General features: G+C 64.5%; 19 protein-coding genes. 8 read left to right on the top strand and 11 right to left on the bottom strand.

The genetic code is table 11. The features are described from left to right. Positions 1-8 precede the first annotated feature (8 nt). Positions 9-326, bottom strand: coding sequence for a hypothetical protein (locus tag QEG70_RS15200; RefSeq protein ID WP_308721381.1), 318 nt, complete (start codon positions 324-326; stop codon positions 9-11). Between the two features lie 202 nt (positions 327-528). On the opposite strand from QEG70_RS15200, the gene QEG70_RS15205 reads away from it, so the two are divergent. Beyond that, the gene (locus tag QEG70_RS15205; RefSeq protein WP_472369435.1) at positions 529-912 is read left to right on the top strand and encodes a YidB family protein; all 384 of its coding nucleotides are present in this window, start codon (positions 529-531) and stop codon (positions 910-912) included. 103 nt (positions 913-1,015) lie between these two features. Next, the gene (locus tag QEG70_RS15210; RefSeq protein ID WP_308721383.1) at positions 1,016-1,780 is read left to right on the top strand and encodes an SDR family NAD(P)-dependent oxidoreductase; all 765 of its coding nucleotides are present in this window, start codon (positions 1,016-1,018) and stop codon (positions 1,778-1,780) included. Positions 1,781-1,889: 109 nt separating this feature from the next. Here the strand turns inward: QEG70_RS15210 and QEG70_RS15215 are convergent, their stop codons facing one another. Beyond that, positions 1,890-2,099 carry a hypothetical protein gene (locus QEG70_RS15215; protein ID WP_061274818.1) on the bottom strand — a complete coding sequence of 70 codons (210 nt, stop codon included), beginning with the start codon at positions 2,097-2,099 and terminating at the stop codon, positions 1,890-1,892. A 155-nt stretch (positions 2,100-2,254) separates the two neighbouring features. Here QEG70_RS15215 and QEG70_RS15220 point away from each other — a divergent pair, with 155 nt between their 5' ends. Continuing rightward, positions 2,255-3,100 (top strand): acid phosphatase, encoded by an 846-nt coding sequence (locus QEG70_RS15220; protein ID WP_308721384.1) that lies wholly within the window; start codon positions 2,255-2,257, stop codon positions 3,098-3,100. A gap of 98 nt (positions 3,101-3,198) precedes the next feature. Here the strand turns inward: QEG70_RS15220 and sodC are convergent, their stop codons facing one another. From sodC to QEG70_RS15235, 3 genes are all read right to left on the bottom strand, one after another. Further along, on the bottom strand, positions 3,199-3,759 hold the full coding sequence (gene sodC, locus QEG70_RS15225; protein ID WP_308721385.1) for a superoxide dismutase[Cu-Zn]: 561 nt from the start codon (positions 3,757-3,759) through the stop codon (positions 3,199-3,201). Positions 3,760-4,036: 277 nt separating this feature from the next. After that, positions 4,037-6,061: an AAA family ATPase gene (locus tag QEG70_RS15230; RefSeq protein WP_308721489.1), complete on the bottom strand. Its 2,025-nt coding sequence runs from the start codon at positions 6,059-6,061 to the stop codon at positions 4,037-4,039. Between the two features lie 168 nt (positions 6,062-6,229). Then, positions 6,230-7,225, bottom strand: coding sequence for a hypothetical protein (locus QEG70_RS15235; RefSeq protein WP_308721386.1), 996 nt, complete (start codon positions 7,223-7,225; stop codon positions 6,230-6,232). 10 nt (positions 7,226-7,235) lie between these two features. On the opposite strand from QEG70_RS15235, the gene QEG70_RS15240 reads away from it, so the two are divergent. The 3 genes from QEG70_RS15240 to QEG70_RS15250 all read left to right on the top strand — a co-directional run bounded on the left by QEG70_RS15240 (position 7,236) and on the right by QEG70_RS15250 (position 9,853). After that, positions 7,236-7,373 (top strand): hypothetical protein, encoded by a 138-nt coding sequence (locus tag QEG70_RS15240; RefSeq protein ID WP_308721387.1) that lies wholly within the window; start codon positions 7,236-7,238, stop codon positions 7,371-7,373. 279 nt (positions 7,374-7,652) lie between these two features. After that, positions 7,653-8,483, top strand: a complete 831-nt coding sequence (panB, locus tag QEG70_RS15245) for a 3-methyl-2-oxobutanoate hydroxymethyltransferase (RefSeq protein WP_308721388.1) — start codon at positions 7,653-7,655, stop codon at positions 8,481-8,483. Then, positions 8,480-9,853: an MFS transporter gene (locus QEG70_RS15250; protein WP_308721389.1), complete on the top strand. Its 1,374-nt coding sequence runs from the start codon at positions 8,480-8,482 to the stop codon at positions 9,851-9,853. The genes panB and QEG70_RS15250 overlap by 4 nt, the downstream gene beginning before the upstream one ends. Here the strand turns inward: QEG70_RS15250 and QEG70_RS15255 are convergent. After that, positions 9,802-12,129: a TonB-dependent receptor gene (locus QEG70_RS15255; RefSeq protein ID WP_308721390.1), complete on the bottom strand. Its 2,328-nt coding sequence runs from the start codon at positions 12,127-12,129 to the stop codon at positions 9,802-9,804. The genes QEG70_RS15250 and QEG70_RS15255 overlap by 52 nt on opposite strands. A 179-nt stretch (positions 12,130-12,308) precedes the next feature. Here QEG70_RS15255 and phoU point away from each other — a divergent pair, with 179 nt between their 5' ends. Both phoU and QEG70_RS15265 read left to right on the top strand, forming a co-directional pair. Beyond that, entirely contained in the window at positions 12,309-13,013 is a 705-nt protein-coding gene (gene phoU / locus QEG70_RS15260) for a phosphate signaling complex protein PhoU (protein WP_308721391.1), read from the top strand. 5 nt (positions 13,014-13,018) lie between these two features. Beyond that, complete coding sequence (locus QEG70_RS15265; protein ID WP_308721392.1) at positions 13,019-13,747, top strand: response regulator; 729 nt, start codon at positions 13,019-13,021, stop codon at positions 13,745-13,747. A 90-nt stretch (positions 13,748-13,837) separates the two neighbouring features. On the opposite strand, the gene QEG70_RS15270 is transcribed toward QEG70_RS15265, so the two are convergent. The 5 genes from QEG70_RS15270 to QEG70_RS15290 form a co-directional block, all read right to left on the bottom strand. After that, positions 13,838-14,335, bottom strand: a complete 498-nt coding sequence (locus tag QEG70_RS15270) for a peptide deformylase (RefSeq protein WP_308721393.1) — start codon at positions 14,333-14,335, stop codon at positions 13,838-13,840. 17 nt (positions 14,336-14,352) lie between these two features. After that, complete coding sequence (locus QEG70_RS15275; RefSeq protein ID WP_308721394.1) at positions 14,353-14,985, bottom strand: hypothetical protein; 633 nt, start codon at positions 14,983-14,985, stop codon at positions 14,353-14,355. A gap of 166 nt (positions 14,986-15,151) precedes the next feature. Further along, entirely contained in the window at positions 15,152-15,730 is a 579-nt protein-coding gene (locus QEG70_RS15280) for a hypothetical protein (RefSeq protein WP_308721395.1), read from the bottom strand. A gap of 83 nt (positions 15,731-15,813) precedes the next feature. Continuing rightward, positions 15,814-15,939 carry a hypothetical protein gene (locus QEG70_RS15285; protein ID WP_308721396.1) on the bottom strand — a complete coding sequence of 42 codons (126 nt, stop codon included), beginning with the start codon at positions 15,937-15,939 and terminating at the stop codon, positions 15,814-15,816. Continuing rightward, on the bottom strand, positions 15,939-17,558 hold the full coding sequence (locus QEG70_RS15290) for a carbohydrate porin (RefSeq protein ID WP_308721397.1): 1,620 nt from the start codon (positions 17,556-17,558) through the stop codon (positions 15,939-15,941). The genes QEG70_RS15285 and QEG70_RS15290 overlap by 1 nt, the downstream gene beginning before the upstream one ends. Positions 17,559-17,614 lie beyond the last annotated feature (56 nt).

The raw sequence follows: 17,614 nt of genomic DNA on the forward strand, positions 1-17,614 counted from the left end.
GCACGTTTTCAGCGCGGGGCAGGGGCTGCTGGCGGCACAGGCTGCGCGGGCGTGTTGGTGGGCTTGGGTGGGTCATCATCCTCGAACATGGCCCGGCATTTGGGCGAGAGCTGGTCAAGCTTGCTTTCCAGGCATTCCGTCATCAGCTTTTCGTTCGGAATGTCGAGAAAGCAGAGCCTGAACACATCGCCCTTGCATGCGCTGGCCTGATCCCCGCGTTCGGCCGCATGGGCAGTTGACAGGGCGCAGGCAGCACCCGTGGCCACACAGATGAGCGCAAGCAGTCCATGCGTGGTGGCGCGCCGGACATCGGGCAGGCGTCGCATTGCATTTTCTCCTTTGTGTTTAAGGTCGCGTGACCTTGCTGCATCACAGCGCATTGCAGTTTGCTACAACTGTCAACCCTTTTTGTCATAACAGGACCGCGAAGGGTGTGCTTTGAAAGTTCCCTGAAAAATACATGACAGTATTCATAAATCCGTGATGGCACGAATGCCGTCCCGCCCTCGTTGGCCTGTCATGACCACAATGTCAGACCACAAAGGAGCAGATACCATGGCTACCACCCGTACTGATCAGATCGGACAGGCCGCAGGCAAGGTTGCCGATGTGCTGACCGGAGCCCGCACCGATACATCGGGCCTGATGAGCGCGGTCATTGCCTATATGGGCGATGCCAACAGCCCCGGCCGCAAGGACCTGCATGCCCGCGCCCGCAAGGCCGGGCTGGAAGAACAGGTCATCGGCTGGGAAACCCGCCCCACCAACACATCGGTTGATGAAAGCGTGGTCACGACCCTGATCCCCGAGCCCGTCATTGACCGGTTCTCAAATGAAACAGGGCTGTCGCATCCTGCCACCATCAAGGGGCTGAGCGACCTGCTGCCCCACCTTGCGCGACTGGATGGCTGATATACGCCGCCCGCCTGCAAACAGGCACGTTTTCCTGTTTGCAGGCGGGGGCAGGGGCCTATGATCCCCTGACCAGACACCCATTAGCAGGCAGGATGATTTCATGAACAATGCCCATTCCCCCGCCCCGGCCCAGACGCCCGGCGTCGTGATCGTAACGGGGGGCAGCCGGGGCATTGGCCATGCCATCAGCACCCTGCTGGCGCGTGAGGGGCATGCGGTGGCCATCAATTACGCCACCAACGCCGCCCCGGCCGAGGCGCTGGCCCGCGCCATTACCGAGCGCGGTGGCCGCGCGATGGCCATCAAAGCCGACCTTTCCCAGCCGGGCGAGATCCGCACCCTGTTCACGCGCGCGCATGAACTCGGGCCATTGTGGGGACTGGTCAACAATGCGGGCGTGACCGGCACCAAGGTGCGGGTGGATGAACAGACCGCCGAGACGCTTGATGCGCTGTTCAACATCAATATCCGCGCCACCATGCTGGCGGCGGGCGAGGCGGTGCGCCGCATGTCCACCCGCCATGGCGGCAGGGGCGGCGTGATCGTGAACCTGTCTTCTGTTGCGGCGCGGCTGGGCGGGCTGCCGGGGCTGGTGCCCTATGCCGCCACCAAGGCGGCGGTCGAGACCTTTACGCGCGGCCTGGCCAATGAGGTCGCGCGCGAGGGCATTCGCGTCAATGCGGTCGCACCCGGCCTGACCGCGACCGACATGGTCCCCCCCGAGACCGCGAAACTGGCCGAGACCGTGGTGCCCATGGGTCGCGTGGGCCATGTGGACGAGATTGCGCAGGCGGTGGCGTTTTTGCTTTCGCCCGCATCATCGTACATGACTGGCAGCGTCATGACGGTATCGGGCGGGCGCTGAAAATATAAAGGTTTTGGGTGTCGTCTTTTTTCAAGAAGGCGGCATTCTTCTTTGAAGCTTTTTGCAAAAAGCTTCGCCAAAAACTTTCATTACTTTTCAATGATTTATTTTAAAGCGATGGCCCCCACATGCCAGCCACGAACACGATGGCGCCAAGGGCCAGCATGGCGATATGGAACATGACCTGACCCGGCATGGCGTCAGGGCTGATGTTCAGCCCGTGAATGAACTGGACAAGAACCAACGTCAGCCCGATCACGCACAGCCCGATCCGCACGGGGCTGACGGTGGTGGGCCATATCGGGTTTCTGCGGTTCATCGGGGCGTGCCTCCAGCTTATTGGCGCAGCATGCCATAAAACCCGCCAGGGCAGAAGATGTGTCTGGCGCGCGCGGCATTTGCCCCTTCCGCGCCTCATGCTATGGGCAGGGTGTGGCCGTGGCCTGCGGCAAAAGGTGAACTGACAGGAACAAGATGCGTCTCGATCGTTCTGCCATGGCGCGCGGGCTGGCCGCCTGTGCCGCAATGGGGCTGCTGGCCATGCCGCCTGTGGCGGCCCGGGCGCATCCTCACGCCCATCATCATGCCGCCCATGCCCACCCTGCCGCGCAGGCCGATGTGCCCGCAGGCCCGCCCTTGCCTGACGGGCAGGTGTTCCTGCCACCCCCACCCGGCCCGGACACGGCGCAGCGCGCGGCCGATGCCTCCATCTTTGCCGCCACCCGCGCCCTTGAAGGCACGCCACGGTGGAAACTCGCGCAGGCCGATAACCGCGATACGCCTGCGCATATGGTCTCGGCCTTTTCGTGTGCGGCGGGCTTTACCCTGCCGCCCGAGCAGTTGCCCGAGCTCGTGGGCCTTGTGGCGCGGATCGAAAAGCGCCTCACGCCTGCCGTCAATGCCGAGAAGGCGCTATGGAATCGCCCCCGCCCCTTTACCGAGGCTGAACTTTCCACCTGCATTCCACTGCGCGCCGACCTCAAGCGTGATCCGTCCTACCCCTCGCTCCACGCCACGCTGGGCTGGGTGACGGGGCTGATCCTGTCCGATATCCTGCCTGATCGCACGGCTGCGATCATGCAGCGCGCCCGCGTGTTTGGCGAGAGCCGCGTGGTGTGTGGCGTGCAGTGGCAGACCGATGTCGCGGCGGGGTGGCTCAATGGCGGCGTGCTGTATTCGGCCATGGAGCAGGATGATGGCTTCAGGCAGGAAATGGATGCCGCGCGGGCGGAAGTGACGGCGCTGCACGCCACCATGGCCGCTCCCCCTGCGGCCGAATGCGCCATCGAGGCCGACGCCGCAGCCCATCCGCCCCAGTGACCGGAAGTTTCCGGGCGCCGCCTTTTTGAAAAGATGCGGCAGCCGGAAGTTTTCATTGCCTGATTACGGTGGGCTGCGTCCCGACAGTGCCTGACTGGCTACCCGCCCTGATGAATGACGGCGCAGGCCACGCGGTCGCCCGCCCCGCCAATCGGCTGCGTGCGGTAATCATCGGGGTTGGCGTGGATGACAAGGGCCGACCCATCGGAATCAAGCAGCCCCGGGTGGCTATCCGTGCCGTTAAGGGTCACCAGCGTCGAATACAGTTCGACCGTCGCGCTGCCGTCCTGCCCGACGAAGATATTGGGCAGGTCCCCCGCATCGTTCGCATTGGCGTTCAGCAGGCCATGGACCACCGGTGTGGCGGCATGGACATGTGCGCCCGCATCGGTGAATTTCGGCGGCCCGCAGACGCCTTTTTCATGGAAATGCACGCCGTGCCAGCCGGGAATCAGCCCGGTGGCCTCGATACGCAGCAGCACCCCCTTCGGTGCCGCCGTCACATGGACCGACCCCCGCGCCGTGCCGTCCGTGCCCATCAGGGCGCCCGATGCCGTATCGGCGGCCCGGGCGGGGGTGGCGAACGCCGCGTAACCGCTGGCAAGGGAAAGCAGGCCGAGCGAAAACAGGCCAGAAAGCCGGAAACGTCGTGTGGGCATGGATGGATTTCCTTTTCGACGGAGGCGCGATGTCGCGGATGGGCATGCAGTCTCGACCCATGCGCGGGGAACCGGAATCCAACTCTTTGTGAGGGCGGAATACCCACGATGAAAATACGCTCACGCGACAGGCCGCTGCCTGGAACCAGACGCACTGTCCTGTGTCTGAATGCCGCCTTGTAAACATGCTCACAGATGCCCGGCACCTGATGGATGCCGGCCTGCGACAGCAGGGGTAAAAAACAGGTGGTGACAGGTTCCGGGCGGCGCCTTTTTTTCAGGAAAGAAAACCGATCTTTCGGTTGCCCTCGCGGCCTGCGGTTTCCGTGCGCAGGCGCTCGAGCAGGTCGTCGGGCGTGGGGTTTTCATCGAGCAGCCGCGCCCGGCGCAGCACCAGCGCAAAGTCGGAGGGCACAAGCGTGTGCAGGTGCCGCAGGGCAGCGGGCGCTTCCTGCCCGAAAAAGCGCGAGAACGCATGCGCCGCCTGCACCGTGTTCAGGTAGCCAAAGCGCGCGCGGAACAGGAAGCGCCGCATGCTGGCCGGGTCCAGCTTTTCCACCAGGTTGGTGGTGCAGGCGAATGGCAGCGGGTGCTGCTCCATCCAGGTCAGCATCTCGTTGACCTGGCTGATCTCCCATGACCGCTCGGCGGAGCGACGGTCGCCCAGCAGGCTGTCGGCTTCGTCAATGATCAGGAAGGCCCCGCTGTCGCACGCCTCGGCAAAGGCTGCGGCAATCTGCTGCTCGCTCTGGCCCACATATTTGTCCAAAAGGTCGGAGGCGCGCTTTTGCAGCACTGGCATGTCCATCTCGGCGGCGAGGTGGCGGGCATAGGCACTCTTGCCCGAACCCGGCGGCCCGGACAGCAGCAGCGAGACCGCACGGGGTGCCCCGGGGCGGGCAAGGCGTTTTGTCAGCGCCTGCAGGTCGCAATCGGCGTTGATGAGGGTCGCGTCATAATCCGTCACGTCGGGCTGCGATGGCATGGGCATCTGCCCGCCCGCGGCGGCGCGCGCAATGCCGGTGGCGATCAGGCTGGCCATGCCCGAATCGCCGCCTGCAAGGTGGGTGGAGCGCAGGGCGTTGCGAAAGATGCCCGGCGCTGCCGGTATGGTGCGCGCAAGGTCGGCCGCATCCTGCGGGGCGAGGGCCACTTTCTCCTCACGCGCCATGTCCTGCCACAGCCGCGTGCGCACGCTGATGCCGGGCTGGCGCACCTCGATGCACAGCGCCATGCGCCGGGCAATGGCGGGGCCGAGGGTATCAAGGTCGTTGGCGGTCCAGATGACCGGCGTGCCCCCCTGCTCAAGCAGGCGGTGGAAGAACACGCGGCTGTAGGATTGCGGCGCGTCGAACAGGCTGGAGGTGAACAGGTCCTCCGCTTCATCGAACAGAAGGATGGACTCGGTGTTGCGCAGCAGGCGCGTGCTGCACCGCAGGTCGGCGAGGCGCTCATGGCGCGAGGGTTCATCGCCCGCGCTGTCGGCCTCGCCCACGGGGTACAGCGTGGCCCCGATATGCCGCGCAAGGGTGGCTGCGAACTCGGTCTTGCCGGTGCCCGGCGGCCCATAAAGCAGGATGTTGATGCCGCTGGCATGGGTGGCCACCGCTGCCTTGAGCAGCTTTGCCGCAATCTCGGCCTGCTGGCCCAGATGGGCAAAGGCCTCCCACGGCAGGGTGGCGGTGCGGGGCTGGCCGAGCAGCATGGAGCGGATATCGCCCACCACGCTGGCGCGGCGGTTCATCAGCGCCATCAGCCGGGGCAGGAGCGTGATGTCGCCGTCCTCGTCCACGGTCATCAGCCCGCTCATGCGCAACTGACCATCAGGCGCGAGGGCGGTGGCGATGTCATCCTCCTCCTGGCCGAGCAGCAGGTGCAGCAGCGGAATGTCCTCGCACAGGAACGGCCCGCGCGAGCGGTTCTCGCACAGATCATCCCATAACTGCTCGAAATGCCCGTTCAGGCGGTAGCACATGGCAAGGCCGAGCACCTCGCTGGCCACACTGCCAAGGCCGGTGGCGTGGCTGAGTTCATCAAGCCAGGCATCCACGTAGCCCCGGTCGTTCATGTGCTGGAGGCGGATTTCCTCCAGCGCATGGCCCAGGCGCTTCCATTCCGTGGCGGTGGGTGGGTTCTCGCCATCATGGCGGGGGGCGGCGGGCAGGTCCTTGTCGGACAGGCCAAGATCGGGCTGGGCCTGTACCACGCAGCGCACGAGGGCACCGGCATCACGCGATCCGCGATGGATCGACCCATGCAGCACGCACAGCATTTCCAGCAGGCGGCGTGTCTCGCCGCGCACGCGCGGCGAGCGGGGCTGTACCGTCCTGCGGCGGGGTGCCGGTCGTCTGCTCTTGGCCAATGCCATATATCGGGTCTCCTGCTATTCCTGCTGAATATAGGGAGTGCAGGCCCGGATGTCGTGGGGGGAGAAGAATATGTTTTCGCCTCCCCCCGGTCTTACGGCCTCTTATCGTCCGCCCGAGAGGGCGAAGCCGGTTTCAACCCGGTTGAGCATGGCCACGAGTTCCGCCTGGCGCAGCGGGTCGGTGCCGGTGGTGACATGGGCATGCGCGCGGCGCTTGAGGCTGTCGACCATGTTGGGGTTGACCGGGTGCCCGTCGCCCTGGTGCAGGAGTTCGGCCAGGCTCAGCCCCTGCTCATGGGCTGCATGGGCCACGGCAAAGGCCATGTGGTTGACGATGTTCTCGAACGCAAAGCGCCCGAAACGCGACTGGCACTGGCTGAACTGCTCGAGGGCGCGCGCATAGCGCGCCACGGGATCGGCCTGCCCCACGATGTGGAAGTGCCGGGCATGGTGGCGGGCGGCCTGGATGTGCTCCTCGCGCGCCTGATCCCATTCGCCAATGGCGGCGCATTCCGTCTCGATCAGGCAGTGCAGCGCGCGGGCGTTGAGGCTGGCGGCGATGAAATCCGCATGGGTGATGTCGTTCCACGCCAGTGGCTGGCCGGGGCGCTGCATGGCGAAGCGGAAGCCCCGATGCCCGTCGATGCCGTACACGATGGTGGTGTTGCCACGATAGAGCGGGTCGGTGCCGGTCACCATGATGTGGCCGCTATCGGCGCGGTGCATGTAATGCTGCCATGTCATGACATCGAGCAGCGTCTCGTCATCCACGTGCCGTGCGGTATGGCGGTGGGCGTGCGCCATGAAATTGGGCGCTGACAGCCCCGTTACGGCGCGGGGCGAGAAATCGACCTGCCACCACACGCAGGCCCTGAGCAGGTGAAAGGCCAGCGAATCACGCAGTTGCGCCAGCGCGTCATCCTCGGTGGCGAGGCTGTCGCGTTCGGCATCGCACAGGGCTTTTACGGCCCCGAAGCGGCTGGCCAGCAGGTCAAGCTGCCGGGCCACGGGCTGCCAGGGGTCGAAATAGCTTACCAGGCATTCGGGGCGGGAATGCTGCAGATGCCAGGCAGCCATGGCGGTACGTGTTTCACGCATCGGACGGTCCTTGAAGTATCTGTGGCCAGAACGGTTGGTACTGGTGGTGGAGCGGGCAGGAGGGGCCTGCGCCGCGTGGAACCATGCGCCACAGTCGATGGGGGCGGGCCACATGGGGGGCTACGGCATGCGCCTTGTTATGGAGTGAGGCCTGCAGGGTGGATCGTTTAATGCCGTATTGATGTATATCATAGGCATATTATGTGATAATAGTAATTAATATCATATTAAATCCAGGACAGGTTTCTCCCCGGTCGAACGGATAGGTCTCTTTCAGTTCTGTAAATCAACGGTGTGGCGCGTGCTGTGGTTCCGACCGGATCGGGCGCGCGCCCGATCGAGGCGGGCTGGGGATTTGCCAAGACCGATGGGCTGCAATATCCAGATATCATCATAATGCAACGGATATGGCAGGAAAATGGCAGGCATGGGCAAGGGCGAACAGCCCCGGCGGCGGACCATCCGCGATGTGCGCAAGGGCGCGGAACCCGGTGTATGGCTTACGGCCTATACCGCGCCCATGGCCCGCAGGCTCGATGCGCATGTTGACGTGATGCTGGTGGGGGATTCGCTGGGCATGGTGGTGTACGGCATGCCCGATACGCTGGCCGTGAGCATGGACATGATGATTGCCCATGGCGCGGCCGTGGTCCGGGCCTCGCAGCGCGCGCTGGTGGTGGTGGACATGCCTTTTGGCTCCTATCAGGAATCACCGCAGCAGGCCTTTCGCAACGCGGCCCGCCTCATGGCTGAAACCGGCTGTGGCGCGGTCAAGCTCGAGGGCGGGGTGGAAATGGCCGAAACCGTGCGTTTCCTGGCCGAGCGCGGCATTCCCGTTTGCGGGCATGTGGGGCTGATGCCGCAGGCGGTCAACGCCACGGGCGGCTTTCGCACGCAGGGGCGTGACGAGGCGCAGGCGCGCAAGGTGCGTGATGATGCCCATGCCATTGCGGATGCGGGCGCCTTTGCCGTTGTGCTCGAGGGCACGGTCGAATCCGTCTCGCGCGAGATCGTGGCCGCCGTGCCGGTGCCGGTCATCGGCATCGGGGCCTCGCCTGCGTGCGATGGGCAGGTGCTGGTGGTCGATGACATGCTGGGCGTGTTCGGCACGGACACCCCGCGCTTCGTGCGCCGTTACGCCGATGTGGGCGATGTGATTGACGGCGCCGTGGCCCGCTATGCCGAGGATGTGCGCACCCGCAGCTTTCCGGGGCCGGAAGAATGTTTTGGCACCCGCCGCGCAGTAACGCCGGGATGATGCGCCCGCCCGCGCCGGTGCCCCCTCCTCCTGCCCTGCGCGTGGGGCTGAAGGAGATCGTGGCATTTGGCGCGGGTGATGCGGGGTTCAACATCATCTGGGGGCTGATGCTCAGCTACCTTGCGTATTTCTATACCGATATCTGCTTTTTCCCTGCCCGCATGGTGGGGTTCATGCTGCTTGCAGCACGCGCGGCAAGCCTCGTGACCGATCCCGCCGTGGGGCTGTGGATCGACCGCAGGCCCGCGGGCCATCAGGCCCTGCCGCTGCTGCGCGGCGGGCTTGTGCCGTTCATGGTGCTGGTGGTGCTGACCTTCGTGCCGCTGCCGCGTGGCTGGCCCATCGTGGCGCGCGGGCTGTGCGCGGGCATGGCCTATATGGGGCTGTGCGTAAGCTACGGAGTGGTCAATACCGCCTACGGGGTCATGACCAGCCTGATTTCATCCGATCCCGCCATCCGCCTGCGCCTGGCCACGAGCCGCATGGTGGGGGCAACACTGGGCGGGCTTGTGGTCAGCATGGTCACCCTGCCTGCCGTGGATTTTCTGGGCCATGGCAACCGGCAGGCGGGCTTTGCCCTGTTCATGATGGTGGTGGCGTGCGTGGTGGGCGCGCTGGTGTGGCTGCCTGCGCGGCTGTGCCACGAGCGGGTGGCGACGGATTGCGGCGATGCGCCCCCCCGGCAGCTCGTTGTATCACTGCTGGCCAACCGGGCATGGCGGCGGCTGACGGGGGCCATGCTGCTGACCATGCTGGGCAGCACCTTCCTGTTCGGCGCGCTGGTCTATGACGTGCGCTACGTTTTGCATGCGGGCGACCACATGGCGGGCTGGCTTTTGGGCATGATGAGCCTGATGGTGCTGGCCGGGTGCGGGCTTTCCCTGCCCCTGTGCGCCCGGTGGGGCGCAGGTGTGGTCATGCGCTGCGGCACGGTTGCGGCGGGGTGCATCCTGCTGCTGGCCTATGGGCTGCCTGCGCGGCTGGACCTGACCGGGGCCGGGCTGGGGCTGTTCGGGCTGTGCGTGGGCGTGTGCAACCCGGCCTGTTTCACCCTGCTGGCGCACGCCATGCGGCACGAAGGCGGGGCGGATGGCCTGCACACGGTGGGGCTGGGCTGGGCGCTCAATTCCATGGCATCAAAAATGGCATTTGACGTGGGTGGCAGCCTGCTGGCGGGCGTGCTGGCGGCGGCGGGGCTGGCCAGTGGCGCGGGACATCAGACGGCGCAGGCGCAGGCAGGCATTCATGCGGGCTGCCTGCTGGTGCCTGCCGTGCTGTACCTGCTGGCGGGCACGGTGGTGCTGCGGGGCCTTGGGGTTCAGAACCCCGTGGCGGCGGTAAACAGCACCGCAAGTCCGCCGCCCACGTAATATTGCGGCCCGTCGGCTTTGGTCAGCGTGGGTGTCGCCACGCCGGAGAGGTAATGCTGGTTGGTGATGTTGATGAAGTTCATGCGGAATTCGGGATGCGAGAAAAACGCGTGGTCATCCATGCGGTAGCCGATGGCGAGGTTGCCCGTGGTGTGGTCAGGCATGCGCTCGTCATTCATGAAGGTTGAATACTGCCGCCCGGTATAATGCACCGAGGCCAGTCCGAAGAAATGCCCGTCATCATAACTCAGCCCTGCTGATGCCTGCAGCGTCGGGCTTTCCACCGCTGTCTTGCCACGGGTTGCCAGCGTGCCGGTAGCCGATGGAATGTCGCTATCAATGGTCGCGTGCAGGTATTCGCCGGACAGGTAGGGGGCGAAGTGGTGCCACGGCCTGAGCCCGATCTCCACATCCACCCCGCGCGAGGTCTGGCCGCCGCCATTGATGGTGGAATCCACCTGCGCGCCATTCACGTTGAGCAGGGTCTGGATTTCGCGGTTGGTGAAGTCATAGTTGAACAGTGTCAGGCTGCCCACGATCAGGTCGCCATTGTAGCGGTAGCCCAGTTCCTCGGACACGGAATATTCGTTTTTAAGCTGTGTCGTGGTGCCGCTGGCCGTCACGCCGCCAAACAGCGCGCTTTCATCAGGCGTGCGGAAATTGGTGGTGGTGTTGAAGAACACCATATGGCGCGGCGTGATCTGGTAGCGGATGGCGATGCGCGGCAGCGGTGTGGCGCTGTTGCTGCCCGCTGCCGTCTGCACGCCGCCCGATGTGGTGGTGCCGGTGCGGTCGAGCATCACTTCCTTGAAGCCGACATCGACCATCAGTTTTTTGTGCAGGAAGTGCATCCGGTCGCCGATATAGAGCGCGTTGGTCTGGGAGATCATGTGGTAGCTGCCCGCATCGACCTGCTGGCCGCTGGCATCAAGCAGGGTGCGGCTGATGCGGTCCACCCAGATATCGGGCGCATAGCCCTGCGCGTTCACGGCGGTGAAGGGCTGGTGCTCGCTGTCATCGGAGTAGTCGTACCAGTAGCCGAACACGAGGTCATGGTTGCCAAGCTGCCAGTCGAGGGTTGCGTTGAAGCCCGAGCGGTAGCTGGTCTGGGTCCAGTTCGAGCGCACCACCGTGGCCGCATCCGCCCCGCCTGAAAGCCCGGCATCGCCCAGCGTCGTGCCGCCGGGGTCGTTGCCGTAGCTCCACTGCGCATAGGGCGTGACCTTGAGGTGCAGCCCGCGTGCCAGTGTAAAGCGCGCGGGGGCGGCAAGGTAGGCAATGCGCTCGGGCTGGCGGTACAGCGCCCAGTAATCGGTGCCGCCTGCGGCGTTATTGGGGTTGTAGGTGGCGGCGAGGTTGTTGGCCGCACCATGCACGCCCTGGGCCTGCCAGTCGGTTTTGTCGACCGGCGGGTAGTAGCTGGCCACCATCGTGTTCCATGTGCCGATCAGCGAGACCCGGTTGCCCTGACCCCATTCGCGCAGGAACTTGAAGTCGATATGCTGGCGCTCGTCATGGCCCGGCCCGCGCCAGTTATCGGTATAGCCATGCGAGTAGGACACGAAGCCCCGCAGGCCGGTATGCCCGATCTGCCCGGTTTCCAGCCGCAGGAACTGGCGGTTGGTGTTGTACGAGCCATAGGACACATCAGCATATCCCCCCGCCCGCATGGACGGATCGCGGAAGGTCATGCTCATCAGCCCGCCTGCCGCGTTGAGCACGGGGGAGTCAATATCCGCCGAGCCCTGCGCGAGCGAGACGCTCTGGTAATTTTCGGTATCGGCAAACTGGCCGGGATAGCCGTTGTAATAGGCAATATCATTGAGCGGCATGCCCTCGAGCACATAGCCCAGCGAATCCCCGCCCAGGCCCCGCACGCTGATATTGGTCTGTGGTGAAAAGCCCAGCGGGTCGGAGGATGAGACATTGGCGCCGGGCAGCAGGCTGACCATGTCGAACGCCGTGGCACTTGGCGCCTGCTTGCGCATGAAATCCGTGCCGATGGTGCTGACCGATTTCGCCGCATCCTCCGCCCGGATCAGCCCGCCACCGGGCTCGGTGCCCACCACGCGCTGGCTGGTCACGGTCAGCCGCTCCACCTTGCCCGTGGCAGGCGGGCGGGGTGGTTTTGTAGCAGCAGGCATGGTGGCGGTGTCATCAGCCGCTGCCATGCCCGGGCCGAGGCCAAGCAGGGTGCTGAGGGCGAGCGTGAGCACATGCAGGTGGCCCGCGGAGGCGGCGGGGAACACAACGGGGCGGCGAGGTGGGCGCGGCATGGGGGCGTTCCTGAAAAATATCTTTTTATTTCATTATTCTGTCTCATCCGGGTGGGATATGACATCGTCTTGAACAAATCGGGGACCGATATAGTATAGTCCCGCAAGGCATCGTAAGCCCTGTTATCGGGCGGGTCGTGCGGAGTGACGCGGGCAGGCAGGCAAAAAGGTTGCGGGTGGTGGGACAGGAATCAGCACATATCGTACGCAGTTACGAGCAGGAACTCGAGCAGTTGCGCTCCATGATGGCGCGCATGGGCGGATTGGTGGAACGCCAGACCTCGCAGGCCGTTGCCGCCATTGCCGACCGTGACGAGAACGCCGCCGGCATCGCCGCCGACCTCGACCCGCAGGTCGATGCGCTCGAGCGCGATGTAGAGGCGATGGTGATCCGCATCCTCGCCCTGCGCTCGCCCGTGGCGGGGGATCTGCGCGAAGTGGTCTCCGCACTCAAGATTACCGGCGACATGGAACGCATTGGCGATTGCGCCGCCTCCATCGCGCGGCGTTCGCTGCGGGCCGAACTGTTGGCCTCGCGCATCTCGCTCAGCGGCCTGCGCAGCATGGGCCGCCTGGTGCAGGACAACCTGCGCCGCGCCATTGATGCCATGAGCCAGCGCAACCCCGATCTTGCGCGCGAGGTGTGGCAGTCCGATACGGCGGTGGATGAACTCTACAACGCCATGTTCCGCGAACTCGTGACCTACATGATGGAAGACCCGCGCAATATCGGGCCCTGCACCCACCTGTTGTTCATTGCCAAGAACCTTGAGCGTATTGGCGACCACGCCACCAACATTGCCGAGCGCGTGTACTACACCGCCACCGGCGAGATCCTGCCCGTGGTGCGGCCACGCGGCGGGTTTTCGGGCCAGGGAGGCTAGACCCCGTGCAGGTTGATCAGCCGCTCCGCATCCTTGTTGCGGAAGATGACGCCGCCCTGTCCGTCATGCTCACCTACAACCTCGAGGCGGCGGGGCATACGGTCATGCCGGTCGATAACGGGCTCGATGCGCTGACCGGGGTGACAAGCTGGAAACCCGACCTCGTGTTGCTGGACTGGATGATGCCCGGCCTGTCGGGGGTGGATCTGTGCCGCAGGCTGCGCATGGCGGCGGCCACGCGCTACCTGCCCATCATCATGCTCACCGCACGCGGCGAGGAGCGCGATTCCATCCACGCGCTCGATACCGGGGCGGATGACTACCTCGTCAAGCCCTGCGGCATGGATGTGCTGCATGCCCGCGTGCGCGCGGTGATGCGGCGCAGCGCCGGGCGCGGGGCTGCGGCGGCTGCCGTGGCAGAGGGCGATGTCCTGACCTTTGCCGATGTCACGATCGACCATGGCGGCCGCCGCGTGTCACGCGCGGGCAGCACCATTGCACTGGGGCCGACGGAATACCGCATCCTGCTGCATCTCATGCGCCATCCGCGCCGGGTGTTCTCGCGCGCTGAAATTCTGGCCGCCGCGTGGGATGACCGCATCCATGTGGAGGAACGCACGGTGGACGTGCATATCCGCCGCCTGCGCCTCGCACTCAACGCCACCGGCGGGGCGGACCTGATCCGCACCGTGCGTTCAAGCGGCTACATGCTTGATGACGGACAGGCGGACTGAAGAAAACCGATAAAATTTTTTGGTGAAGCTTTTTTCAAAAAGCTTCGAAAAATACGTCTTTTTTGGAAAAAAGGCGGCGCCTGAAAACGCTTATCCCCGCTCCAGCTTGGCATAACGCCTGAGCGCACGCTCGCGCCGCAGGCGTGACAGCCGCCGGGTCCAGAAAATGCCGTTGGTCTGGTCGATCTCGTGCTGCAGGCATGCACCCAGCAGGCCGCTGGCCTCGTCTTCGGCCACGGTGCCGTCGGGGCGGTCGTAGCGCACCCGCACGCGGGCAGGCCGGGTGACGGGCGCGTGGATGCCCGGCATGGACAGGCTGCCTTCCTCCATCGTGGCGGTGTCATCCGCGTGCCAGATGATCTCGGGGTTGGCATAGACATGCGCGCCCGCGCCATCATGCAGGTCGATCACCACCAGCCGCAGGGGCTGGCCCACATGGCTGGCGGTAATCCCCAGGCCCGGTGCCGCGCGCAGGGTATCAAGCAGGTCGTGGGCCAGTCGGGCCGTTTCGGCGCTGGTGGCGTCAACGGGGCGGGCGACCTGTTCGAGGCAGGCATGCGGGTAGCGGATGATCGGCACGATGGCCATGGCGGGTGTTCCGGGCTTCAGTACAGGAAGGGACCGTTATCATCCGCGTTGAGGTTGGTGTAGTAGGGAATGTAGAAATTCAGGCCAAACGGGCTGTAGGTATGCTCCACGCCCGAGACGGGGCGCAGCGGCTTGACGTTATGCTCGGCAAGGCAGTCATACAGCGTCTCGCGCAGGTGGTCGGTTTCCTTGTCCGATTTCGGGGCGCCATAGAACAGGTCATGCGCGTAGGGCTTGCAGGCCTGCGGCGTGTGTTCGTAATAATTGGCGTAACGGTCCTGCTGGTTGCGCGCGATATCGGCATCCGACATCCACTGGTGGGTTGCAGCCGTGGTGCTCCACAGGGCCTTCCAGTCCGTATGCATGTGCGACAGGCGGGCAATGGCCACGCCATCCTCGCGCGTGCCATCGCCGCGCACGAGGCTGCCATGGCAGGCGAGCACCTGAACGTGGTCGTTATAGACCGAGCTCTTGACCGTGCCCCCCTCGAACCGGATGGCGGGCGAGGCTTTGGGCGCGCCCTGGTTTGCCGTGCGCACGATGGCCGCGGTAATGGCGGGCTGGCTGCAGTAATTGACCATGGGGCGGGGTGCATGCTGCGCGCAGGCGGCCATGGCGAGCGGAAGACATAAAGCAACAAGACGGCGCAACGGTTTTTTCCTTTTTGGCGGGGCGCGCAAACCCGTCATGCGGCGGGTTGTTCGGGCCGGATCATCAAGGCTGCATATAATGCAAAAAGAAGGCGTGAAACTGTTTTTTGCCTGATGGCTGCGATGTTTTTTCAAGGCAGCTACGCGCCAGCGCATGTGGGCGGCCTTACGCCGCGTATTTTCCGCCGCCGCGGCCCGGCGGCGTGAAGAACCATTTCACCAGCCCGAAGAAACCACGCCGCCTGCGCTGTCTGGGCTTGCTGCGTGCAAGGGTGGGGTTATAGCGCAGGGTGACGCTGGCGTAGTCATAGACGATGCAGACCGGCGTGGGCGGGCGGGCATACAGGGCATATGTCGCGCAATGGATCATGCTGCATACGGTATAGGCCGGGCCGGGCTGCGCCCGTGTTGGCGCACCCGCGCCCAGTATTTCGTAATCCTCAAGGTCATGCAGCACGATGTAGTCCGGCTGCATGATGTGCGTGATGGTTTTTACGCCCAGCCTGCCCGCAAGTTCATGGATGGGAGCATCAAAATCATGCAGCGGATAGCGCAGGGCATCGCCGATATTGCGGTACAGGGCCGTGCCATCATATTCCAGCTTCAACTGGATGATATTGCAGATGTCGAGCAGGATGAAGGTGGTCCTGCCTTTGGGGTCGATGGGGGAGCATGCCAGCCAGCGCCCGTTTGCCGCCGTGCGCATGATGGTCCGGACATCATCAAACCTGTCGTAGTAAGACATGGATTCCTCCCCTTTTGTTTATAGGGCGGGGGGAGGACGTAACAAGAATACAAATTTTCAATGCGGCCCTGTGCTTTTTGCCTTTACCGGGATGTATTGTTGCGGGGAGGGGAAGCATTGGCCCGTCCGGGCGCTAAAAGCAGCACCATGAGCAGCAGCACGATAGCACCCGACCAGCCCCGCATGCGCGGGGTGGCGGGGTCACCCATCAGAACGTAATGCTGCTGTGCAGGCCAAAAATGGCCTCGTTTCCCACGCGGCGATTGTAGCTCACGCCATAATCGGGCACGCCGCCCGAGGGGTTCCACACGTACTGGAAGTCAGGCTGCATGACCATCCACGGCGTGACCTGTGCCTGGTAGGTCAGTTCAAGGTGGTTTTCATTGCCCTGCACGGGTGTGTAGGCGCTCAGGGCCGAGTTGCGGTCGAACTGGCGCTCGCCCGAACTGGCCCGGCCAATGCCCCAGCCCAGACCGATCGTGTCGTTATCGCGGCCCTTGAACGGGGCCTTGAGGTTCAGCCCCGCATCAATGGCGAAGCTGATCAGGTTGCGGTCGCCGCTATTGCCGGTGGCGCGCACGAACAGGCCCAGCGACCGCGCTGACGTGATGGAAGGCCGCCAGAGCATCTGGTCGATGATGCCATACACCATCCAGTTGCCCCGGTCCCAGCGCGGGATGCCGGTGGTGTCATTCGGGCTGCCGAGCGCCTGGCCCAGATTGTTGTAGCGGTAGTCGGCAAACTTCGCGGTATCGTAGTAGCCGCCCAGCTTGTACACGCCCGGCAGGCCGGGGTTCTTGGTCGCGTGCGCCATGTCGGCGGGCTGGGGGTTCAGCGCGTATTGCAGCTCGGTGATGAGCAGCGCGCCGGTGCCCATGTTGAAGTTGGTGCCGTTGGCGCCGTTATAGGTCTGGCTGGTGGGGTCGGAGTTGCTGCCGGCCGCCGAGCCGGTGGCCTGCTGGATGGGCAGGGAGTTGTAGCGGTTGCCCGGCGGGTTGTCGTCGGCTGCGGCAAACATGAAGGTGAACTTCTCGCTCGGTCGGTAGCGGATGCGGATGGCAGGCGACGACAGCGGCCAGGACGGGCCGCCGCCATACAGGTTGACCGAGGGCGCCATGGGCCAGCCAAAGTTTGCGTTGAGGTAGAGCGAGGCGTAATCGCTGATCAGGAATTCGGTATCAAGATCCTGCTGGCCGATCTTCACATCAAGTTTGCCCTTGAGGAAGGACTGCTGGTACCACAGTTCGAACAGGCGGGTGGAGCGGTCGGCCTCGAACCCGCTGACGGGGTTGAAATTGGCCAGATGATCCTGCGAGATCGAGCGCCCGCGCGTCTGCAACGCACTGACATTGAACAGGCCGCCCTTCAGCCCGAACAGCTTTTCGGTATCCACGGTAAGCGTGGGCATGGTCACGCCATCATAGGACGGTCCCGTGCCCGAGCCACTGGCGCCATCATTGCCCGATGGCGTGCCGCCGGTGCCGTTGCCCCACACTTCATCGACTTCCTGAATGTCGAAGCTGATGCCGTGCCTGTACAGCCATGGCCGCGCGCCCCACATATTACCCAGAAGGTTGCCGCTGGTGTCGAGCTTATCGCCGTCACCCGCGGCTTTTTCCTCCGCTTCGGCGGTGGCGCGTTCTGAATCGCGCACCGTGGCGGGGTCGATCTGCACGATCAATGGCGTGGAGTTGCCCAGGCGGGCGCGGTCCTGCGCGATCTGGGTCTGGGCATGGGCTGCGGTGCAATACGCGCCGCTCAGGGCGCCCGACAGCAGCAGCAGGCGCGACAGGCGCCGCCGGCGCGGGAGGAGAATAGGCAATTTCATGGTGGAAACATCCCGTCAGGATGGGTCTGGCGCTACAGGGCCAGAAGATGACAGGC

This window comes from Komagataeibacter xylinus (assembly GCF_031081985.1).
Taxonomy (GTDB): Bacteria; Pseudomonadota; Alphaproteobacteria; order Acetobacterales; family Acetobacteraceae; genus Komagataeibacter; species Komagataeibacter xylinus_E.

Bases quoted from the DNA above. Each gene is read 5' to 3' on its own strand.
- QEG70_RS15270 (WP_308721393.1), bottom strand. From the start codon at position 14,335: ATGGCCATCGTGCCGATCATCCGCTACCCGCATGCCTGCCTCGAACAG.
- QEG70_RS15210 (WP_308721383.1), top strand. From the start codon at position 1,016: ATGAACAATGCCCATTCCCCCGCCCCGGCCCAGACGCCCGGCGTCGTG.
- QEG70_RS15205 (WP_472369435.1), top strand. From the start codon at position 529: ATGTCAGACCACAAAGGAGCAGATACCATGGCTACCACCCGTACTGAT.
- QEG70_RS15290 (WP_308721397.1), bottom strand. From the start codon at position 17,558: ATGAAATTGCCTATTCTCCTCCCGCGCCGGCGGCGCCTGTCGCGCCTG.
- QEG70_RS15280 (WP_308721395.1), bottom strand. From the start codon at position 15,730: ATGTCTTACTACGACAGGTTTGATGATGTCCGGACCATCATGCGCACG.
- QEG70_RS15285 (WP_308721396.1), bottom strand. From the start codon at position 15,939: ATGGGTGACCCCGCCACCCCGCGCATGCGGGGCTGGTCGGGTGCTATC.
- QEG70_RS15215 (WP_061274818.1), bottom strand. From the start codon at position 2,099: ATGAACCGCAGAAACCCGATATGGCCCACCACCGTCAGCCCCGTGCGG.
- sodC (WP_308721385.1), bottom strand. From the start codon at position 3,759: ATGCCCACACGACGTTTCCGGCTTTCTGGCCTGTTTTCGCTCGGCCTG.
- QEG70_RS15235 (WP_308721386.1), bottom strand. From the start codon at position 7,225: ATGCGTGAAACACGTACCGCCATGGCTGCCTGGCATCTGCAGCATTCC.
- QEG70_RS15220 (WP_308721384.1), top strand. From the start codon at position 2,255: ATGCGTCTCGATCGTTCTGCCATGGCGCGCGGGCTGGCCGCCTGTGCC.
- QEG70_RS15250 (WP_308721389.1), top strand. From the start codon at position 8,480: ATGATGCGCCCGCCCGCGCCGGTGCCCCCTCCTCCTGCCCTGCGCGTG.
- panB (WP_308721388.1), top strand. From the start codon at position 7,653: ATGGGCAAGGGCGAACAGCCCCGGCGGCGGACCATCCGCGATGTGCGC.
- QEG70_RS15200 (WP_308721381.1), bottom strand. From the start codon at position 326: ATGCGACGCCTGCCCGATGTCCGGCGCGCCACCACGCATGGACTGCTT.
- QEG70_RS15255 (WP_308721390.1), bottom strand. From the start codon at position 12,129: ATGCCGCGCCCACCTCGCCGCCCCGTTGTGTTCCCCGCCGCCTCCGCG.